Source organism: Halorubrum yunnanense, assembly GCF_026586675.1.
GTDB lineage: Archaea > Halobacteriota > Halobacteria > Halobacteriales > Haloferacaceae > Halorubrum > Halorubrum yunnanense.
The window spans coordinates 1-18339 of sequence record NZ_JAODIX010000043.1 but is presented as its reverse complement, the minus strand read 5'-3'; the positions used below and the strand labels follow the sequence as shown (position 1 = coordinate 18339).

Here is an 18339-nt window from a genome sequence, read left to right as displayed (position 1 = left end):
GACTCGCGGCCGCCGGAGGCGGCCGCTCGCAGGCACGCGCCGACCGCGAGCGTGTTCGTCTCGGATCGCTATCGTGCTCGCCGTGCTCGCTCACGTATAACTGACCGGAGCGCTCACTCACTCGGCGGGGTCCACTTCCAGCCGCAGCGCCATCGGCGCGCCGGCCGCGAGCGCCTCGACGAGGTCGCGGTCGAGGTCGGCGGCGGCGCCGTCGCCGTCGACGAGAATCGTGCGCTCGTCGTCGGTGTACTCGCTGGTCCGGCCGACCATCGACCGGTCGTCGAGGAGCGCGAGGTCGGGGTCGCCGCGGCCGACGATCTCGCCGGCGTGCGCGGGGTTGTCGGTGGCGACGGCGTCCGCGCCCGGCTCGCCGACCGCGAAGGTCGCCGTGATCGTCGCCTCCGCGTCCCGGCACGCCTCCCGGAAGGCGGGGTCGAAATCCCGCGGCGCCCGGTCGGCCTCGACGCCGACGATGCAGTCGCCAGTGGGGGTGAGCCAGTCGTCGGTCGTGAGCTCGACGGTGCTCGCGTGCTCGGCGGTGACGTGTTCGTGACCGGTCGCGCGGACGACTTCCACGAGGGCGTCGTCGTCGCGCGCGGCGCTCGCGGCGTCGTCCGTCTCGGCGTCGCTCATGTCCGTCGGGTCGGCGACGCCGGAACAAGTGGCTACCGTCTCGGCCCGGGCGGGCGACCGCGATTCAAACGTCCGCGCCCTCGGCGAGCGCGGGGATCAGCCGAGCGGGGTTCTTCGCCAGCACGCGGCGCATCAGGTCCTCGGAGACGTCGAGTGTGAGCACCTCCATCACGCCGACGTTCGGGTGGACGTCCGGCGCGCCCGATCCGAAGACCACCCGGTCAGGGTGTTCCAGGACGCCGCGTTCGAGCACCTCCCGGTAGCGCACGGCGCTGGTGTCGACGTGGAGCCGGTCGTACTCGTCGAGGAGGTCGAGCGTCTCGTTCATGAGGCCGGCGTCGAGCGGGTACCCGCCGAAGCTCGCCAGGACGATCGGGAGGTCGTAGTCGAGCAGTTCGCGCTCGACCGCGTCGGGCGGGAACTTCCTGCCGGCGTGGACGATGAGGGGGAGGTCAGCCGACTCCAGCCGACGCAGCACGTCCTCGTTCGGGAGGCCGTCGACGTGCGGGACGAGCGTGAACCCGTGGAAGCGGTCGTCGTAGGAGTACTGCTCGACGTCGTCGGGCCGGGCGTGGTGGTCGTCCCGCTCGGCGCGGAGGTTCCGTATTGCCGATATCGGCCCGTCGCCCGGGTCACGCGGCCCGTTAAGTCGGGCGAACGCGACGAACGGGCGGTCGATCGAGAGGCGCGCGACCGCGTTGTTCGCGCGGAGGTAACTCTTCCCGGGGGGGCGTCGGCCGGGGCTCGCGACCGCGCGCACGACGCCCGCCTGGAGCATCTCGCGTTCCAGCCGCTCGGGGGAGATGTCCCGGCCGTGGGTGGCGACCGAGGACTCGTCGGGATCCAGGGTCGCGCGGGTGTCGACGATCCGGAAGTCGTGTTCGAGCCCGAGCATCTACTGACCCGTCTCGGGGGACCCGCATGTGCCTGTCGGTCTCACGCGCGCTTCCCGCTACGGGGGCTTCCCTCACGGCCCCGCGGTCGAGACGATCTTCACCACGTCGCCCTCGCTCAGCTCGTGGCCCTCGCCGATCCGGCGCGAGGAGCGCGCGTCGACCGCGTGGAGGTACCCCTCGCCGATGTCGGTGTGGACCGCGTACGCGAGGTCCGACGGCGTCGCCCGCGACGGGAGGAGGAACGCGTCCGGGAGGACGTTCCCCGTGCCGTCCGTCCACTTCGAGGCGTCCTGCACCGGGTAGACCGTGATCCGGTCGAGCAGGTCGTAGACCGCGGCGTTCAGCGCGGTCTGGACCCCGGTCCCGCCCCGGTCGTCCACCACGCCGCGGATCGCGTCGAGCCCCTTCCGCTGCCCGTCCGACACCTCGCCGACGATCTCGAAGCCGTCGTCGCCCGGGTCATAGTCGACGACGTCCGCTTCCGCCGCCCGGCGCAGAGCGAGCTCGCCGTCGGCCGTCGCCGGGACCACCGGCTTCTCCGTGCCCTCGCGGATCCGGTCGAGCGCGCCCTCGGGCGCGGCGTCGACCTTGTTCGCGACGACGACGATCGGCTTGGTGCGCCGCCGGATCGCCCGCGCGAGCGCCTCGCGATCGTCAGCGGTCCACGCCTTCGGATCGTCCGGGTACTCCAGCCCGCGGAGGACGGCGGTCACGTCGCGCTCCGTCGCGCCGAACCCGGTCAACAGGTCCGAGACCGACTCCTCCAAGTCGAAGTCGGGCGAGCGCGACTTGCGCTCGACGCTCTCCCAGTTGCGGTCGACGATGCCCGCGAGCCACAGGTCCATCTCCTCCTCGACGAAGTCCACGTCGCCGAGGGGGTCGTGCGCGCCGACCTCGACCGGCTCGCCCTCCGCGTTCGTCGCGCCCGAGGCGTCGACGACGTTCAACACGACGTCCGCGTTCGTCAGCTCGTCGAGGAACTGGTTGCCGAGCCCCTTCCCCTCGTGTGCCCCCGGGACGAGCCCGGCCACGTCGAGGAGCTCGATCGGGACGTACCGCTTTCCGTCCCGGCAGTTCTCGTTACCGCACCGCTCCTCGCGGCCGAGACAGGGGCACTCCGTCCGGGCGTGGGTGACGCCGCGGTTCGCGTCGATCGTCGTGAACGGGTAGTTCGCGACGTCGACGTCGGCCATCGTCGCGGCCGTGTAGAAGGTGGACTTCCCGGCGTTCGGCTTCCCCGCCAACGCGACCGTGATCATGGTCGTGGGTCGCGGCGCGGCGAAAAGCGCCTTTCGGTCGCCCGCGCCGACCCGCGCCGGACTCGGGACACGGCCCGGACCGCGCCGCGGCTGGTCAGGGGAACTCGATGAGGTCGTCGTCGACGCCCCGGAGGCTCTCCGCGAGCCGCGAACCGGCCGGCACCGCGTCCAGAAACGCCTCGGAGCCGAACGCGGCGTCGCCGTTGACAGAGGCCATCCCGAGATCGGCGGGGTCGCCGTCGAGCCCGGTGAGGAACGCGACGGTGCGGACCGCCGGGACGTCGTCGACGCGGGCCGCGACGTCGACGGAGCCGTACAGCGACCGGTGGGTGGCGACGTGGTGGACGCAGGTCGGCGTCGGCGCGAACAACAGCAGGTAGCGCGCGCCGGGGTCGGTGCGCCCCAGCTTCGGCCGGACCGCGTGGCGCTCGTCGGCGTGGAAGTACCGCTCCATGCGGCGGTACTGCCGCAGGACCTCGTTCGCGCCGGTCGCGCGGCGCACGGCTGCGTCGGCCTTGAGCTCCATCACGCGGTCGACCCGTTCGGGCGTCCGCAGCCGGACGTAGACGTCGGCGACCCCGCGCCGACCGTCGGCGTCGTACGGCTCCTCCAACCGGATCTCCGGGTCGTCGTGGGCGGCCGCGTAGTGGTCGACGACACGCGTCGCCAACTCGTCTTCCCGCATACGTCCGACTCACCGCGCCGCCGGCGAATAAAGGCGCCGACGGCGCCGCCGCGGGCGTCGGCTCGGACCCCTCTCTGCGGGGTCAGAACGTTCCGGCGGTCCGGGGTCCATCAAGGGGTTTGTAAGGCTCGAACCCCTAGATATGGTGATGTCTGATAGACTGAGCAGACGACGGTACGTCGCTGGAACCGGGGCCGCGCTCGCCCTCGGAACGCTCGCCGGCTGTTCCGGGGGCGGGGACGGGGGAGACGGCTCTGACGGCTCTGACGGCTCTGACGGCTCTGACGGCTCTGACGGCTCTGACGGCTCTGACGGCTCTGACGGCGGCGACTCGGGCGGCGCCGGGGAATCCCTCGACGACGTCCCGAGCGGGATCGACGACCACCTGACGGACGCCCGCCTGTACGAGGGCACTATCGCCGACTACACCGGACAGGACCAAGTTACCGTCTCGGTCGGTGCCGGCGAGGGGCTGGCGTTCGACCCGGCGGCGATCCGGATCACCTCCAGCACGACCGTCGTCTGGGAGTGGACCGGTCAAGGCGGCGCCCACAACGTCGCCTCCGCGGAGGGCTCTGAGTCCGACTTCAACAGCGGGAACGCCGTCGGCGACGAGGGGACGACCTTCGAGCAGTCGTTCGACAACACCGGCATCCAGCTGTACCAGTGCACGCCCCACCAGGGAGTCGGAATGCTCGGCGCCATCGAGGTCGTCGAGAGCTAACGCCGGGTCACGATTTCCGGTTTTTCTGTTCGGACGTGTCGACGCCCCAGCTGAGGCGCCGGAGTCGGCGTCATGGGAGCGATCGACTAGGGGAGGAACGACCAGCGCACGTCCACGATGCGGTCGTGCTCGGTCGTCACGGTCGGCCGCGCGAGGTGGTCGTTCGCGTTGACACCGGCGTCCGCCAGCCCGGCGAGGGCGTCCTCGAGCGACCGGTCCGAGCGCTCGACCGACGCGTCGCGCTCGTAGGGGGCGTCGATCGGCTCCTCGGGCGCGTTCGCGACGTCGACCTCCTCCGCGAGGTCGCCGCCGATGGCGCGCGGCGGCTGGTGGAACCGCCAGTCGCCGACCGCGAGGAACAGCCAGACGTCGCCGTTGATAGCGTGGTACTCCCCGGTGACGTCCGACTGCTCGTGCGCGACGATCCGCGACAGGACCGTCGTCTTCGTCCGGTAGAGCGCGTCTTTGCGGGCCGAACGGACGTTGCTCTCGGTGACGTCGCCGCGGTCGTAGGCGGCGGTCGCCTCGTCGGCGAACCGCTTCGCGGCCTTGTTGACGACGTACAGCGATTCGAGCAGGTCGTCCGTCGGTTCGAGCGGGTCCACGGTGGTGCCTCGGGGTCGGAGTTATGTCGGCACGTCGAGCGGATATGCGTTTCGAGGTCGCCTCGGACGGGCTCCGCCGGCCCGGACGCGCCCGCAGTCGGCCGTCGAGGGACGGTCCGGCGACGTTCGGATGGATAATTCTTTAAGCACACGGACGAAGGTGAGGGCAAGCAATGTCGGACGACTCGCTCAAACTGTACACAGCGATATACGTCGCGCTCCTGGTCGCGGCGACGCTGAACTTCGTTCTCTTCGAGGCCACGTTCCTCGAGTTCACCTACGCCCAGGCGCTCGGCGGAACGCTGGTGATCGCGACGGTGAAGACGCTCCTCATCGTCGCCTACTTCCAGCACCTCCGCTGGGAGAACCGCTCGCTCACCTACGTGATGGCCCTCGCGCTCGCGCTCACCATGCTGCTGATGGCCGCGGCGACGTACTCCATCTCGTAGCCACTCCGGATACCCGCCGTCCTCTGTCCCCTCTTCTCCCCTCCCAGGCCGACCCGGCAGTTCTGACACGTTCAGGCGTGTTTTTTGTAGCCGTGTGTAAACGGTATCGTATGCAACTCCGCGACGCCACCGCAGCCGACGTCGACCCGATCCGAGAAGTCGCCCGCGAATCGCTGCTCGCCTCCTACGGCCACGCCGTCGACGAGGCGCTGCTGGCCGAGGCGGTCGACGAGTGGTACGACCCGGACGACCTCGTCGCGGACATCGACGACGAGTCGACGGTGTGTCCCGTCGCCGTCGTCGACGACGACGTGGTCGGGTTCGCCGAGAGCTACGTGGTCGGGCGCCGCGAGCGGGTCGGCGAGATCGACTGGGTCCACGTCCACCCGGACCACCGCGGCTCCGGGATCGGCTCCGCGCTCCTCGAGCGCCTGGAGGCAGGGCTCCGAGACGTGGACGTCGACCGAATCGAGGCGCGCGTCCTCGTCGACAACGAGGCCGGCACCGCGTTCTACGAGGCCGAGGGGTACGAGCTGGTCGGCGAGCGCTCCGTGGAGATCGGCGAGGAGACGTTCGACGAGCGCGAGTACCGCAAACAGGTCAGCCGGCTGACCGGCATCTCCGATGGCGTCGTCGAGACGGACGCCGCCGACACGGTCCACGTCGCCTTCGACGAGAGCGAGCGCGGCTCCGAGGGTCCCTTCTACGTCGCGTACGCCGACCGCGACCGCGAGCAGCGCTACGGCTACTTCTGCGGGAACTGCGAGGGGACGAACGTCGCCATCGACACGATGGACCGCATGGAGTGCGGCGACTGCGGGAACCGGCGGAAGCCGTCGCGCTGGGACGCCGCCTACTGAGCCGAGCGCGCGCCCCGTCACCGAGCCGATTTATAAGGTGTCTTTCACGCCCAGCACCCGCTCTTCCGCCTCGCGCCCGGGGTCCCACTCGCTTCCGTCGCGCTCGGCCTCCCGGTGTTCGGCGACGGTCTGAGCCATCGCCTCCTCGATCGGGGTCGACTCCCAGCCGAGATCGGCGAGCGCGCACGTGTCGAGCAGGTGGGGGTACTCCCGGTAGAGCGCGAAGTCGCCCGGCTCGAGCCCGCCGGCCGCGAGCGCGTCGCCGCTCGCGGGCACGACCTCGCAGTCGGTGCCGGCGGCCTCGGCGACCGTCTCGACGGTCTCCTCGAGTGTGAGCGCCCGGCGGTCGCCGACGTTGTAGGCGGCCCCGGGCTCGCCGCGCTCGGCGACGACCCGGAGCGCGCTCGCGACGTCCTCGACGTACGCGCGGTGCCAGAGGTTCTGACCGTCCCCAGGGACGACGACGCGGTCGTGCGAGAGCACGCGGTCGATCCAGTAGTCGAGTCGCTCCGTGTAGTCGTGCGGGCCGTAGACGATACACGGGCGGACGGCCATCGCGGCGACCCCCGCCTCGGCGGCCGCGAACACCGCGCGGTCGCCCTCGGCCTTCCGGTTACCGTACGTCTCGCCGGAGTCGTCGGTCGCCTGCGCGTCGGTACACGGCTCCAGCGGCGTCTCCTCCTCCCGCTTAGGGATCTCCTCGGCGGCGTAGCTGGAGCCCGACGAGATGTACACGTAGCCGTCGACGTCGGCGAAGATATCGGTCGCGGTCTCCACGTCGGCCGGCTGGTAGGCGACGCAGTCGATCACGACGTCGGGCTCGACCGACAGCTTCGCGGCCCGGAGCGCGCTCTCGTCTTTCCGGTCGCCCTCGACGTGGGTCACCCGGTCGTCGTCCGCGAAGGGGTTCTCGTGGTTCCCGCGGTTGAATATCGTGACCTCGTAGTCGTGCGCCAGCAGTTCCTCGACGGTGTGTCGGCCGATGAATCGCGTGCCGCCCACGACGAGCGCCGTGTCTGTCATACGTGGGATCGGACGAGCGAGGTGAAAAGCGTGGCCGAACCGGAACGCGACGGGCCGACTCAGTCGTCGTTGTCGCGGGGGCCGTCGCCGCGCCACCGGCGGTACAGGAGGTAGGCGACGCCGAGGCCGATCCCCCAGGTCCCGACGCCGAAGACCGCGAACGCGGCCCCGGAGAGGAAATCGCCGAGCGGAACTCCGAGCATACCCGAGTTCGGCGCGTCCGCCACATAAACGCTCCGAGAGAGGTAGCTTCTCGGGCCGGGGGGCCGTACGGCGGCCTATGACGGAGCACACTCGTCGACGGCCCTGGCTCGCCGCCCTGCTCGCGCTCGTCGTCTCCGGGCTCGGCCACGCGTACCTCCGCCGGTGGGCCCGCGGGCTCGGCTGGTACGTGGCGGTCACCGCGGCGGTGTTCGTGTTCGTCCCCGAGTCGGCGATCTCCGGCGCGCTCGCCGGTGACCCGCCGCCGGTCCGGGAGGTCGCGCCCGCCGCCGCGGTCGTGGGCGCCAGCGTGATCGACGCGTACGTCGTGGCGATCCGGAACAACCGGGCGTACGAGCGGGAGCGAGAAGCGGCCCGCGCAACCGGCCGCACGGAGTCGCTCGACCACGAGACTGCGGAGGAACCGAGCGCGCAGTCCGCGGGGATGACAGCGGAACCGGACGCGCGGTCCGCGGGGACGGCGGACGGCGACGGGACCGTGCGTTGTCCGGAGTGCGGGAAGGAGACCGATCCGACGTTCGACTTCTGTCAGTGGTGCGCCGAACCGGTCGGTGAAGGCGACGCGTAGGAGAACAAAAAAACCGAACCGCGGACCGCCTCAGAAGAGGTAGAACAGCGGGAAGACGAACACCCAGACGATGTCCACGAAGTGCCAGTAGAGGCCGAAGTACTCGATCGGCCGCTCGTCGTCGAGGTAGTGGCCCTGGTAGGTCCTGACGAACAGGAAGATGGCTACCACTAATCCGAGCAGTACGTGGATCCCGTGGAGTCCGGTCGTGACGTAGTAGATCGACGCCTGAATCGGGTCACCGTGAGCGTTCGCGGAGATCGTCACACCCTTGTCGAAGACCTCGTGGTTCCACTCCCACATCTTGATCGCCATGAAGACGAACCCGAGCAGGATGGTCGACCCGAGCGACGCCAGCAGGCCCTGCCGGCTCTTCCGGCGGGCCGCGACCAGCGCCAAGATTACCGTGAACGATGACGTGAGCAGCACGAATGTGTTGATCAGTCCGGGTAGCGGGTCGGTCAGCGGCTCCCACGTCATCCAGCCGGCGTTGTACCGGATGAAGATGGCCGCAGACAGCAGGGCGCCGAAGACGAGAACGTCGGACGCCAGGAAGAACCACATCCCCAGTTTGACCTTCTCGACGCCGTTGAACGGCCAGCGCTCGGCGAACTCGGTCGGCGGGGCGTAGAAGTCCTCAGTCCCCCACTTCACGCCGGTGTAGAGGAGTCCGCCGATCCCGGCCAAGATCGCGGTCGGGTAGAGCAGGTTGGAGATGACGACGTCGCTCTGGAGCGCCGTCTCGCCCAGTTCGACGGTGACGGAGTTGGCGAAGCCGGAGAGGCCGAACAGCATCACTCCGAGGGCGAGCGACAGCGCGAACGGCCAGATACTCGCGTGACTCGGATGTTTGTCCCAGTGAGCGTATCTCGAGATGTGCGACGAGTGGGTGTCGCCGCCGTCGGTGGCGACGTTGCCGTCCTCGTCGGTCTTCACCGCGGGCCCGCCGTCCGGCACGTAGTCTTTCACGAACTCCAGTTTCCCGGAGGCGTACGACGGCCGGTCAGGCCAGTTCTCTAGCGGCGGCGGCGAGGAGACCGCCCACTCCGCGGTCCGCGAGTAGTCCCACGGGTTGGCGCCGGCCGACTCGCCGGAGACGTAGGACTTCCCTAGGTTGTAGAACATGATGAAGAAGGAGAACCCGAGCACGAACGCCCCGATCGTCCCGAACTGGTGGTAGATCTGGAACTCGGGATTGTACTCGAACACCCGGCGCGGGGTCTCCCAGGCGAGGAACATCGAGAAGTAGACGGCGTTGAAGCCGAGGAAGAAGATCGCGAAGTGGAGCTTCCCGAGGAACTCGTCGTACATCTTCCCGGTAACTTTCGGGAACCAGTAGTAGATCGCGCCGACGAGCGCTGTCGCCCCACCGAACATCACGTAGTGGAAGTGCGCGACCACCCAGTAGGTGCCGCGGAACTCGTAATCGAGCACGATGGCGCCGAGGAAGACGCCCGTGATCCCGCCGAGGATGAACAGGAGCAGCGCGCCGAACGCGAACAGGAACGGCGTCGTGAACTGGATCCGGCCCTTGATCAGCGTGTAGATCAGCGAGAAGACGATCAGGTCGAAGGGAAGCGAGATACCGATCGTCGTCGCCATCATCAGCGTCTTGATCTCCAGGTTGATCGTCGTCAAGAACATGTGGTGCATCCACACGAGGAACGACTGGACGGCGATCAGACAGATGGAGATGATGACCCACTTACGACCGACGAGGCGGCGGCCGGAGAACGTCTGGAACAGCTCCAGCATGGCGCCGAGCGCCGGGAAGAAGACGATGTACACCTCCGGGTGGCCGAAGAACCACCAGAGATGGCCCCACAGCAGGGCCCCTCCCTCAGTCGCGGAGAAGTAGACGCTCCCGAGCACCCGGTCGGAGCCGAGGATCAACAGCGCGCCCAGCAGCGCCGCGAACGCGAACAGCATCATCCACACGGTCGCGAGGATCGACCACGAGAACATCGGCATGTCCATGATGCCCATCCCTTCAGCGCGGGAGTGATGGATAGAAGTGAGGAAGTTCACCGTCGACGCGGTGACGCCGATAATGAACATTGTGAGCGCGAGGATCGCGCCGGTCGACCCGATACTCGGCGTGTACATCGGGACGTTGAGCGGGGCGTACATCGTCCACCCGGCGCTCAGCGTACCGCCCTGGAAGAAGCTGATCCCGAGCAGCACGCCCGAGAACAGGTACAGCCAGTACGAGACCGCGTTCAGCCGGGGGAACGCGAGGTCGTCGGCGCCGATCTGCAGCGGGACGAAGTAGTTTGCGAAACCAAAGGCGAACGGCGAGAGGAACCAGAACACCATTATCAGCCCGTGGGCCGTGACCGCTTCGTTGTACGCGAGCCCGGAGAGCACCTGGTTCGCCGGGTCCCAGAGCTGGACGCGGATCAGCAGCGCGAGGACGCCGCCGAACAGCAGGAAGAACAGCGCGGTGATCGTGTAGAGGATGCCGATGTCCTTGTGGTTCGTCGTCACGAGCCAGCGCTTGACGGAAGTCGTCGGCGGGAGCTCGCTCATGCGGGCACACCTCCGACAGCCGCGTGACTAACGCTCGCAGTGTCGTCGACGCTCACGCCCCCCTCGACGTTGGAGGAGTTCTCCGAGTCGCCCCCGGTGCTCTCGTACCACTCCTCCCACTCGTCCTGCGGGAGGGCCGTGATCTGGCCCTTCATGGCCGAGTGCCCCTGTCCGCACAGCTCGAAGCACTCGACTCTGTACGTCGCCTCGCCGCCCTGTTCTTCGACCGTTTCGGAACTCACGGCGAACCAGACCTCGCTGGTCTCACCGGGGATGGCGTCGGATTTTATCCGTAACTCCGACGAGCCGAAGTTGTGCCACACGTCGGTCGAGGTCACGTCGAGGTTGACCCGGTGGTCGGCCGGCACCACCAACTCACCCCTCGTTGTGTGGCCGTTCGGGTACTCGTACTCCCAGCCGAACTGGTACCCCGTGACGAGGATCTCGATGTCGCTCTCCTCGTTCGCGTCGGGGCCCTCCTCGACGTAGAGGAGGAGCCCGTACGCGTACACGACGAGGCTGATGACGACGATCGCGCTCAGTCCGAACGAGAGGAACAGCTTCTTAGCTTTCGGACCGCCCTGTCCCGTCGGGAGCTCGCCGACCGTCGGCGCGTCGAAGTCTTCCCTCGGTTCGCCTCCGTCGTCGCGGTACTTGTACACGTTCCACAGCGTGTACGCGACAACGATTGTACCGACGAGCGTACCGAGCGCGAGGAAGACGAAGAAGATCTCATCGAAGACCTCCGCCTGCGCGCGCCAGTCGCTCCCCCGTTGCAGGATAATTGGATCTATCATGTTCGTCTGTCTGCTCTTGTCTCTCTCTTGGCGATGGCACACTTAGCTCTTGTGTGACCCGCCGCAGGTTCTCCCGGGCGCTTGCTTGCAGATATAAGCCTAAGCGGGGAGCGGCCCACGGGACGGCTCAGCAGACGCGTTTTCCGCGTGGCGCGTCGCTCAAGGACCGCGAGCCGCAGCGGGGGTGACGGAGGGCCGATCGCCGGAGTATACGAAGGCTATTTGTACACGCGAACGGACGGCCTAATAACGAAACCCACCATGGTCTCACTCACGCTCTTGAGCACGGCATTAATGGGGCTGCTCGTCACGGGCACCTTCCTCGCCGTCGCGCGGATCGGCTCGCAGCGAACGGCGCCCGGGACGGACGGGTCGCCGGACAGGTACGCCGCGGTCGTCGGCGGGCTCCGCGACTTCGTCCGCCAGCCGGTCGTCTGGGCCGTCGCGTTCGTCGCCATCACGGTCGGTATCGGCGGCGTCGCCCTCCTAGCGGTCGGCAACTTCGGGCTTCCGGAAGGCCTCTCCGGCAGCCTCCTCGGTGTCGCCTACGCCGGGGTCGGCCTGCTGGTGACCGGGTTCGTCTTCCTCGGGGCGTACTTCAGCGCTCGGGGGCGTGGACTCGGAAACGCACACGGGGTCGCGGCCGGCTCCTTCGCCGCGGGGCTCGTCTTCCTCGTCCTCATCGCGGCGCAGCTCCTCGTCGGCGTCATCGGTTGAACCGCTTCGATCCGCGCTTCTCGCTCGTCCCCTGCGCGACCTCCTCGAACCAGCGACCGGACCGGTACGCGCCCGCGGGAGCCGAGACGGAGGCGTCGTCGCGTCACTCCGACGGTAGACCGACTGCGCCGCGCGAGACGATTCGCGCTCCTGGTGAAGACGACTCCCCCTGCTCGTAAGTGAAATATCCTCACGCGACCGCGACGCCGTTCCGGGCGAGGAAGTCGCTCGCGGCCTTGATTTCGACGGGGCTCCCGATGATCCGGCAGTAGCCGTCGTCCTCCACGATCGTCACGGTGAACCGCTCCCGGAACCGGTCCCCGAGGTCGTCGAGAGCCTGACACGGGAGGACGATCTGCGTGCTGTCACGGAGGCTCGACGGATCGGGCATTCGCGTACGTGTCGATCGCGGGTCGCGGATATAACCGTGTCGAAGCGTCGACACGACCGCGGCGGATTCGCACGCCCCGGACCGGCGTCCGGTCCGTGACCGAGCCCTCCGGCGGGCCGAAGGAACACCTTTAACGAGACGACCGGCCGACTGTACGCCAATGGGACTGGAAGCAGAGATCGAGGACCTCCGCGAGGAGATCGCCGACACGCCCTACAACAAGGCCACGGAGGCCCACATCGGGCGGCTGAAGGCGAAGCTCGCGGAGAAAAAGGAGAAGCTGGAGAACCAGTCCTCCGCCGGCGGCGGCCACGGCTACGCCGTCGAGAAGCACGGCGACGCCACGGTCGCGCTCGTCGGGTTCCCGAGCGTCGGAAAGTCCACTCTCATTAACGCCCTCACCAACGCCGACAGCGAGGTCGGCTCCTACGAGTTCACGACCCTCGACGTCAACCCCGGGATGCTGAAGTACCGCGGTGCGAACATCCAGATCCTCGACGTGCCGGGGCTGATCGAGGGCGCCGCGGGCGGTCGCGGGGGCGGAAAGGAAGTCCTCTCAGTCGTTCGGACCGCCGACCTCGTCGTCTTCATGCTCTCGGTCTTCGAGATCGAGCAGTACGACCGGCTCCGCGAGGAGCTGTACGCGACCAACATCCGCCTCGACACGGACCCGCCGAACATCAACATCCGGAAGACGCACAAAGACGGGCTCGGCGTGACGATGAGCGACGAGGTGAGCCTCGGCGAAGAGACGGTCAAACAGGTGCTCCGCGAGTACGGCTACGTCAACGCCAAGGTGACGATCCCCCACGACCTCACGATCGACGAGCTCGTCGACGCGGTCATGGACAACCGGGAGTACCTCCCGTCGATGGTCACGGTGAACAAGGCCGACCTCATCGACAAGAGCTACCTCCCGACCGTCAAGGCGGAGCTCCGCGACCGCGACCTGGACCCCGACGACGTGCTCTTCATCTCCGCTGCGGAGGAACTTGGACTCGACGGGCTCAGAGAGCGGCTCTGGGAGGAGCTCGGAGTCATCCGCATCTACATGGACAAGCCCGGTCGCGGCGTCGACTACGAGGAGCCGCTGATCCTGTTCGAGGGCGACACGGTCGGCGACGCCTGCACGAAGATCGGCGGGGAGTTCGAGGAGCGGTTCAAGTTCGCGCGCGTCTCCGGGACGAGCGCGAAACACGACGACCAGCAGGTCGGGAAGGGCCACAAACTGGCGGACGAAGACGTCCTGCGGATCGTCGCGCGAAAGTGAGTCCGTCGGTCACAGCCCCAGCTCGCGGCCGAGCACGACGTGTTGGATCTCGCTTGTCCCCTCGCCGATCTCCATCAGCTTCGCGTCGCGGTAGAACCGCTGCGGCGCGAAGTCGGTCGTGTAGCCGTAGCCGCCGAGCGTCTGGACCGCCTCCTCGGCGACCTCGCGGGCCGCCTCGCTGGCGTCGAGCTTCGCCAGCGCCGACTCGCGGGTGACGGACTCGCCGGCGTCGTACGTCGTCGCCGCCTTGTGGGTGAGCAGCCGCGCGCGCTCCGTCTGCCGGTGCATGTGGACGACCTTGTCGCGGATCGCGTCGAACTTCGCGATCGGCTTCCCGAACTGCTCGCGCTCGCCGGCGTACTCCTTCGCGGCCTCGTAGGCCCCCTGCGCGAGCCCGACCGACAGCGCGGCGATCGAGATCCGGCCGCCGTCGAGCGTCTTCATCGTCTGGGTCCAGCCGTCGCCCTCCGCCCCGAGCAGCCGGTCTTCCGGGATCCGGACGTCGTCTAGCTGTATCTCGCATGTCGGCGAGCAGTTGAGTCCCATCTTGTCCCAGACGGTCGTCACCTCGAACCCGTCGTCTTCGGGGTCGACGATGAACGTCGAGATGCCGTCGTACCCCGCGCCGGGATCGGTGACAGCCTTCACCAGCACGCTGTTGGCGACGGTGGCGTTCGTGATGAACTGCTTCGTCCCGTTCAGCACGTACTCGCCGGCGTCGGCGTCGCGCTCGGCCGTCGTGTCCATGTCGGAGGCGTCGGAGCCGCTGCCGGGCTCGGTGAGCGCCCACGCGCCGATCTCGCCGCCCTCGGCGAGCGGTCGGAGCCACTCCTCCTTCTGTTCGGGCGTCCCGAACAGCTCGATCGGCTTCGCGCCGAGCGAGGTGTGGGCGGCGTACGAGAGGCCGATCCCCCCGGAGACCCGACCGAGTTCCTCAGTGACGAGCGCGTACATGAGCTGGTCGCCCCCGAGCCCGCCGTACTCCTCCGAGATCGGCACGCCCATCATATCCAGGTCGTTCAGGTCGGCGAACACCTCGTCGGGGAACCGGTGTTCGTCCTCGATCTCCTGGGCGATCGGCCGGATCTCCTCCTCACAGAACTCCCGGACGGTGTCGCGTATCATCCGGTGTTCCGCGGGCAGCTCGAAGTCCATGCGCAAGAATTGCGACGCGGTGGCATAAACAATACGAACGTCCGTGATGGATCCGGAGCGGTCACCCGGCACCGCGGACCGCCGATCGAGGACGCCATTTAAGCGTTGGCGACGCGTTCGGTCGCCACATGGAGCTCCGCCGGCTCGTGCGCGGCCGCGTCGACTGGCCCGACATCGAGCGGGTCGTCCGAGAGCTGGCGGACCGGTACGACCGGGACGGGATGCGGGTGCGCTTCCTCGACGCCGACAACTGGCTGTCGACGCCGATGGTCCTCGACGACGACCTGTTCGTGAAGGTGATCACCAAACAGAACACGCTCGTCCACACGCTTTTCACCACCGGGCGGAACCTCGGCGCCGTCTCCGCCGGCACGGAGGGGTTCTTCGAGCGCTACGAGACCCCCTACGAGATGGCCCGCCACGAGCTGGAGGCAACCCGGCGGGTCAGGGAGCTCGGCGTCAACGCCCCGGAACCGATCGAGGCGCTGGAGGTCGGCGACCTCGGCGTCGTCGTCCTGGAATACCTCCCCGAGTTCCGGGCGCTCGACGAGCTCGACCGGGCGGCCGTCGGGGAGCTGGCGCCGCCGCTGTTCGAGACCCTCCGGACGATCCACGACGCCGGGCTCGCGCACGGCGACCTCCGGGCGGAGAACGTCCTCGTGCGAGACGGCGACCTGTACGTCATCGACGCGACCAGCGTGAACGAGGCGGGCCGCGAGTCGGCCCGGTCGTACGACCTCGCGTGCGCGCTCGCCGCGCTGGAACCCCTGGTCGGCGCGCCCGACGCGATCGACGCCGCCCTCGGCAGCTACTCGGCCGACGAGCTCCTCGCGGCTCGTCAGTTCCTCGACTTCGTCGCCATCCGGCCCGACCACGACTTCGAGGCCGCGGGGCTGAAAGGCGAGCTGGAGAAGCGGGCGGGCGAGGGGAACGGCAACGACACGCCGCAGTAGGGGTGATTTATTACCGGCACCCGCAAATGTTGCGGCCATGGCGCAGCCCTACCGGCATTACATCGACGGCGAGTGGGTCTCGGGCGCTGGCTCGGAGACCTTCGAGAGCGAGAACCCGGCCACCGGGGAGTCCCTCGGCGAGTTCCGTCAGGGGACTCCGGCGGACGTTGACCGCGCGGTCGACGCCGCCGACGAGGCGTTCGAGGAGTGGCGCGAGCTCTCCCGAATCCAGCGCGCCGAGTACCTGTGGGACGTGTACCACGAGCTGCGGGAGCGCACGGACGAACTCGGACGAGTAGTCACGAAGGAGTGCGGGAAGGAGATCAGCGAGGGGAAAGCCGACGTGGTCGAGGCCGCCCACATGGTCGAGTGGGCCGCCGGCGACGCCCGGCACCCGAAGGGCGACATCGTCCCCTCGGAGATCCCGGCGAAGGACGCGTACATGCGCCGGAAACCCCGCGGGGTAACGGGCTGTATCACCCCGTGGAACTTCCCCGTCGCGATCCCCTACTGGCACATGGCCATCGCGCTGGTCGAGGGCAACACCGTCGTCTTCAAGCCCGCCGAGCAGACCCCGTGGTGCGCGCAGATTATCGCGGAGATGTTCGACGACGCCGGGATCCCCGACGGCGTGTTCAACATGGTCCAGGGGTTCGGCGACGCCGGCAACGCGATCGTCGAGAACGACGACGTCGAGACGGTCGTCTTCACCGGTTCCGCTGAGGTCGGCCACCTGATCCAGGACAAGCTCGGCGGCGTCGCCGGCAAGCGGGCCGCCTGCGAGATGGGCGGCAAGAACGCGATCGTGGTCACCGAGGCGGCGGACCTCGACGTCGCGGTCCACTCCGCCGTGATGTCCTCGTTTAAGACGACCGGGCAGCGCTGCGTCTCCTCCGAGCGCCTGATCGTCCACGCCGACGTGTACGACGAGTTCAAAGAGCGGTTCGTCGAGGTCGCCGAGGAGGTCGCCGTCGGCGACCCGCTGCAGGAGGACACCTTCATTGGACCGCTCATCGAAGCGGAACACCACGAGAAGGTCGCGGAGTATAACGAGCTCGCCCGCGAGGAGGGCGTGAACGTCCTCGTCGACCGCACCGAACTCGACGCCGACGAGATCCCGGACGGGCACGAGGACGGCCACTGGATCGGCCCGTTCGTCTACGAGGCCGACCCCGACGCGGACCTCCGATGTACCCACGAGGAGGTGTTCGGGCCGCACGTCGCCCTGCTCGAGTACGACGGCGACATCGAGCGCGCGGTCGAGATCCAGAACGACACCGAGTACGGCCTCGCCGGCGCGGTCATCTCGGAGGACTACCGGCAGATCAACTACTACCGTGACCGCGCCGAGATCGGGTTGGCGTACGGGAACCTCCCCTGTATCGGCGCCGAGGTCCAGCTCCCCTTCGGCGGCGTCAAGAAGTCCGGTAACGGCTACCCCTCCGCTCGAGAGGCCATCGAGGCCGTCACCGACCGCACCGCGTGGACCCTGAACAACTCGACGGAGATCGAGATGGCGCAGGGGCTCTCGGCCGACATCAAGACGAAAGAGGACTGACCGACGCGCCCCGTCGCGCGACCAGTTTTACCACGGTTCGTCAGGCCGCGTTCAGCGCCGCTGCGACCGCTTCGGCCGGCCCGTCGGCCTCGGCGAGCGCGTCGCGGGCGACGAGCCGTTCCCGTGGCCGCCCGACGGGCTGCGGGACCGACTCCGTCCCGAGCAGCCCCGCTTCTCGGAGCCCCCGCTTCACACGCGTGAACGTCGCCGAGCTCCCCAGCCCCGCGCCCTCGCAGGCGCGGCGCAGGTCGCGGTCGAGCGCGCCCCGGCGGACGCCGCCGACGTACGCACGGCGACGCGCGCCGGCCAGGTCGAGGGGGTCATCCGCGGGGGCGCCGACCTCGGCGTTGAGCGCCCGCACGACGTCGTCCGCGACGTCGCCGCCGTCCCCTCGGCCCTCGCTCGCGACGAGCACCCACCCCGTCTCTCGGCCGGCGAGCGCCGCGTTCGGCCGCGGCTCCCGCAGCGTCAGGAGGTCGCAGACGGCCGCCTCCGTGAGCGCCGCGAGGCGGCTCGCCGGGTGGAATCGCCCCGCGACCGCCTTCGGCGCCGTCGGTCGTCCCGCGGTGGCGTCGTTCCCCTCGCTCGTCGACATTTTAGCTGGATATAGGCGCTAAGCCCCCACCCTCAACGGAGCGACCGAAGGGAGCGGAGTAGGGTGGGGATACAGCGCCGTCATCACCTGTTCATACAGCAATACGGGTGCAGCCCCACAAATCCACGTAGTCGCAGCGTTTTTGCGTTGGGGTACCATATAACTGTATGAACCCAATGGAATACGACCTCGATTCGGGAGCGCATTCGACGTACTCCCTGCACTACCACCTGATACTCACCACGAAGTATCGCCGCGGAGTGCTGACTGAGGAGCGAACCCAATTCATTCGCGGGGTCATCAGCGGGTTCACGGACAACTACGGCGTCGAACTGACGAACCTCGACGGAGAGGACGACCACGTTCACATCCTGTTCCGGGCGAAACCCACCACGGACCTCGTGAGGTTCATCAACACGGTCAAGGGCGCAACCGCCCGCCGTATCCGAA

General features: G+C 68.4%; 21 protein-coding genes. 9 read left to right on the top strand and 12 right to left on the bottom strand.

The window, feature by feature from the left end; all coding sequences use genetic code 11:
- Positions 1-117: 117 nt before the first annotated feature.
- From N5096_RS11195 to N5096_RS11180, 4 genes are all read right to left on the bottom strand, one after another.
- Positions 118-633, bottom strand: a complete 516-nt coding sequence (locus tag N5096_RS11195) for a DUF371 domain-containing protein (RefSeq protein WP_267664763.1) — start codon at positions 631-633, stop codon at positions 118-120.
- Positions 634-697: 64 nt separating this feature from the next.
- Entirely contained in the window at positions 698-1528 is an 831-nt protein-coding gene (locus N5096_RS11190) for an amidohydrolase family protein (protein ID WP_267664761.1), read from the bottom strand.
- A 72-nt stretch (positions 1529-1600) separates the two neighbouring features.
- A complete protein-coding gene (locus tag N5096_RS11185) occupies positions 1601-2788 on the bottom strand; it encodes a redox-regulated ATPase YchF (RefSeq protein WP_267664759.1) in 1188 nt (395 codons plus the stop codon).
- A 94-nt stretch (positions 2789-2882) separates the two neighbouring features.
- Complete coding sequence (locus N5096_RS11180) at positions 2883-3473, bottom strand: hypothetical protein (RefSeq protein ID WP_267664758.1); 591 nt, start codon at positions 3471-3473, stop codon at positions 2883-2885.
- Between the two features lie 148 nt (positions 3474-3621).
- Between N5096_RS11180 and N5096_RS11175 the strand changes: the two genes are divergently transcribed.
- Positions 3622-4197, top strand: coding sequence for a halocyanin domain-containing protein (locus N5096_RS11175; protein ID WP_267664757.1), 576 nt, complete (start codon positions 3622-3624; stop codon positions 4195-4197).
- Positions 4198-4283: 86 nt separating this feature from the next.
- Here the strand turns inward: N5096_RS11175 and N5096_RS11170 are convergent, their stop codons facing one another.
- Complete coding sequence (locus N5096_RS11170) at positions 4284-4802, bottom strand: hypothetical protein (protein WP_267664755.1); 519 nt, start codon at positions 4800-4802, stop codon at positions 4284-4286.
- Between the two features lie 173 nt (positions 4803-4975).
- Between N5096_RS11170 and N5096_RS11165 the strand changes: the two genes are divergently transcribed.
- Together N5096_RS11165 and N5096_RS11160 are read left to right on the top strand one after the other, a co-directional pair.
- Positions 4976-5251, top strand: coding sequence for a cytochrome C oxidase subunit IV family protein (locus tag N5096_RS11165; RefSeq protein WP_267664753.1), 276 nt, complete (start codon positions 4976-4978; stop codon positions 5249-5251).
- Positions 5252-5361: 110 nt separating this feature from the next.
- Positions 5362-6111 (top strand): GNAT family N-acetyltransferase, encoded by a 750-nt coding sequence (locus N5096_RS11160; protein WP_267664751.1) that lies wholly within the window; start codon positions 5362-5364, stop codon positions 6109-6111.
- 30 nt (positions 6112-6141) lie between these two features.
- Here the strand turns inward: N5096_RS11160 and N5096_RS11155 are convergent, their stop codons facing one another.
- A complete protein-coding gene (locus tag N5096_RS11155; RefSeq protein ID WP_267664750.1) occupies positions 6142-7134 on the bottom strand; it encodes an NAD-dependent epimerase/dehydratase family protein in 993 nt (330 codons plus the stop codon).
- A gap of 59 nt (positions 7135-7193) precedes the next feature.
- On the bottom strand, positions 7194-7337 hold the full coding sequence (locus N5096_RS11150) for a hypothetical protein (RefSeq protein WP_267664748.1): 144 nt from the start codon (positions 7335-7337) through the stop codon (positions 7194-7196).
- Between the two features lie 77 nt (positions 7338-7414).
- Between N5096_RS11150 and N5096_RS11145 the strand changes: the two genes are divergently transcribed.
- On the top strand, positions 7415-7924 hold the full coding sequence (locus N5096_RS11145; RefSeq protein WP_267664746.1) for a DUF7575 domain-containing protein: 510 nt from the start codon (positions 7415-7417) through the stop codon (positions 7922-7924).
- Positions 7925-7954: 30 nt separating this feature from the next.
- On the opposite strand, the gene N5096_RS11140 is transcribed toward N5096_RS11145, so the two are convergent.
- Positions 7955-10453 (bottom strand): cbb3-type cytochrome c oxidase subunit I, encoded by a 2499-nt coding sequence (locus N5096_RS11140; RefSeq protein ID WP_267664744.1) that lies wholly within the window; start codon positions 10451-10453, stop codon positions 7955-7957.
- Positions 10450-11250 carry a cytochrome c oxidase subunit II gene (gene coxB, locus N5096_RS11135; protein WP_267664742.1) on the bottom strand — a complete coding sequence of 267 codons (801 nt, stop codon included), beginning with the start codon at positions 11248-11250 and terminating at the stop codon, positions 10450-10452. Before coxB ends, N5096_RS11140 begins: the two co-directional genes overlap by 4 nt.
- 261 nt (positions 11251-11511) lie before the next feature.
- On the opposite strand from coxB, the gene N5096_RS11130 reads away from it, so the two are divergent.
- Positions 11512-11967, top strand: a complete 456-nt coding sequence (locus tag N5096_RS11130; RefSeq protein WP_267664739.1) for a hypothetical protein — start codon at positions 11512-11514, stop codon at positions 11965-11967.
- Between the two features lie 190 nt (positions 11968-12157).
- Here the strand turns inward: N5096_RS11130 and N5096_RS11125 are convergent, their stop codons facing one another.
- A complete protein-coding gene (locus tag N5096_RS11125) occupies positions 12158-12358 on the bottom strand; it encodes a VNG_1110C family protein (RefSeq protein ID WP_267664737.1) in 201 nt (66 codons plus the stop codon).
- A 160-nt stretch (positions 12359-12518) separates the two neighbouring features.
- Between N5096_RS11125 and N5096_RS11120 the strand changes: the two genes are divergently transcribed.
- Positions 12519-13628, top strand: coding sequence for an OBG GTPase family GTP-binding protein (locus tag N5096_RS11120; protein ID WP_267664735.1), 1110 nt, complete (start codon positions 12519-12521; stop codon positions 13626-13628).
- Between the two features lie 9 nt (positions 13629-13637).
- Here the strand turns inward: N5096_RS11120 and N5096_RS11115 are convergent, their stop codons facing one another.
- Entirely contained in the window at positions 13638-14783 is a 1146-nt protein-coding gene (locus N5096_RS11115) for an acyl-CoA dehydrogenase family protein (protein WP_267664734.1), read from the bottom strand.
- Between the two features lie 128 nt (positions 14784-14911).
- On the opposite strand from N5096_RS11115, the gene N5096_RS11110 reads away from it, so the two are divergent.
- The gene (locus N5096_RS11110) at positions 14912-15736 is read left to right on the top strand and encodes an RIO1 family regulatory kinase/ATPase domain-containing protein (RefSeq protein ID WP_267664732.1); all 825 of its coding nucleotides are present in this window, start codon (positions 14912-14914) and stop codon (positions 15734-15736) included.
- A 37-nt stretch (positions 15737-15773) separates the two neighbouring features.
- Complete coding sequence (locus tag N5096_RS11105; protein WP_267664731.1) at positions 15774-17294, top strand: aldehyde dehydrogenase family protein; 1521 nt, start codon at positions 15774-15776, stop codon at positions 17292-17294.
- Between the two features lie 40 nt (positions 17295-17334).
- On the opposite strand, the gene N5096_RS11100 is transcribed toward N5096_RS11105, so the two are convergent.
- Complete coding sequence (locus tag N5096_RS11100; RefSeq protein ID WP_267664730.1) at positions 17335-17889, bottom strand: transcriptional regulator TbsP domain-containing protein; 555 nt, start codon at positions 17887-17889, stop codon at positions 17335-17337.
- Positions 17890-18065: 176 nt separating this feature from the next.
- Here N5096_RS11100 and tnpA point away from each other — a divergent pair.
- Positions 18066-18339: IS200/IS605 family transposase (tnpA, locus tag N5096_RS11095; protein WP_267664191.1), on the top strand; the 274-nt coding region annotated here is incomplete at its 3' end.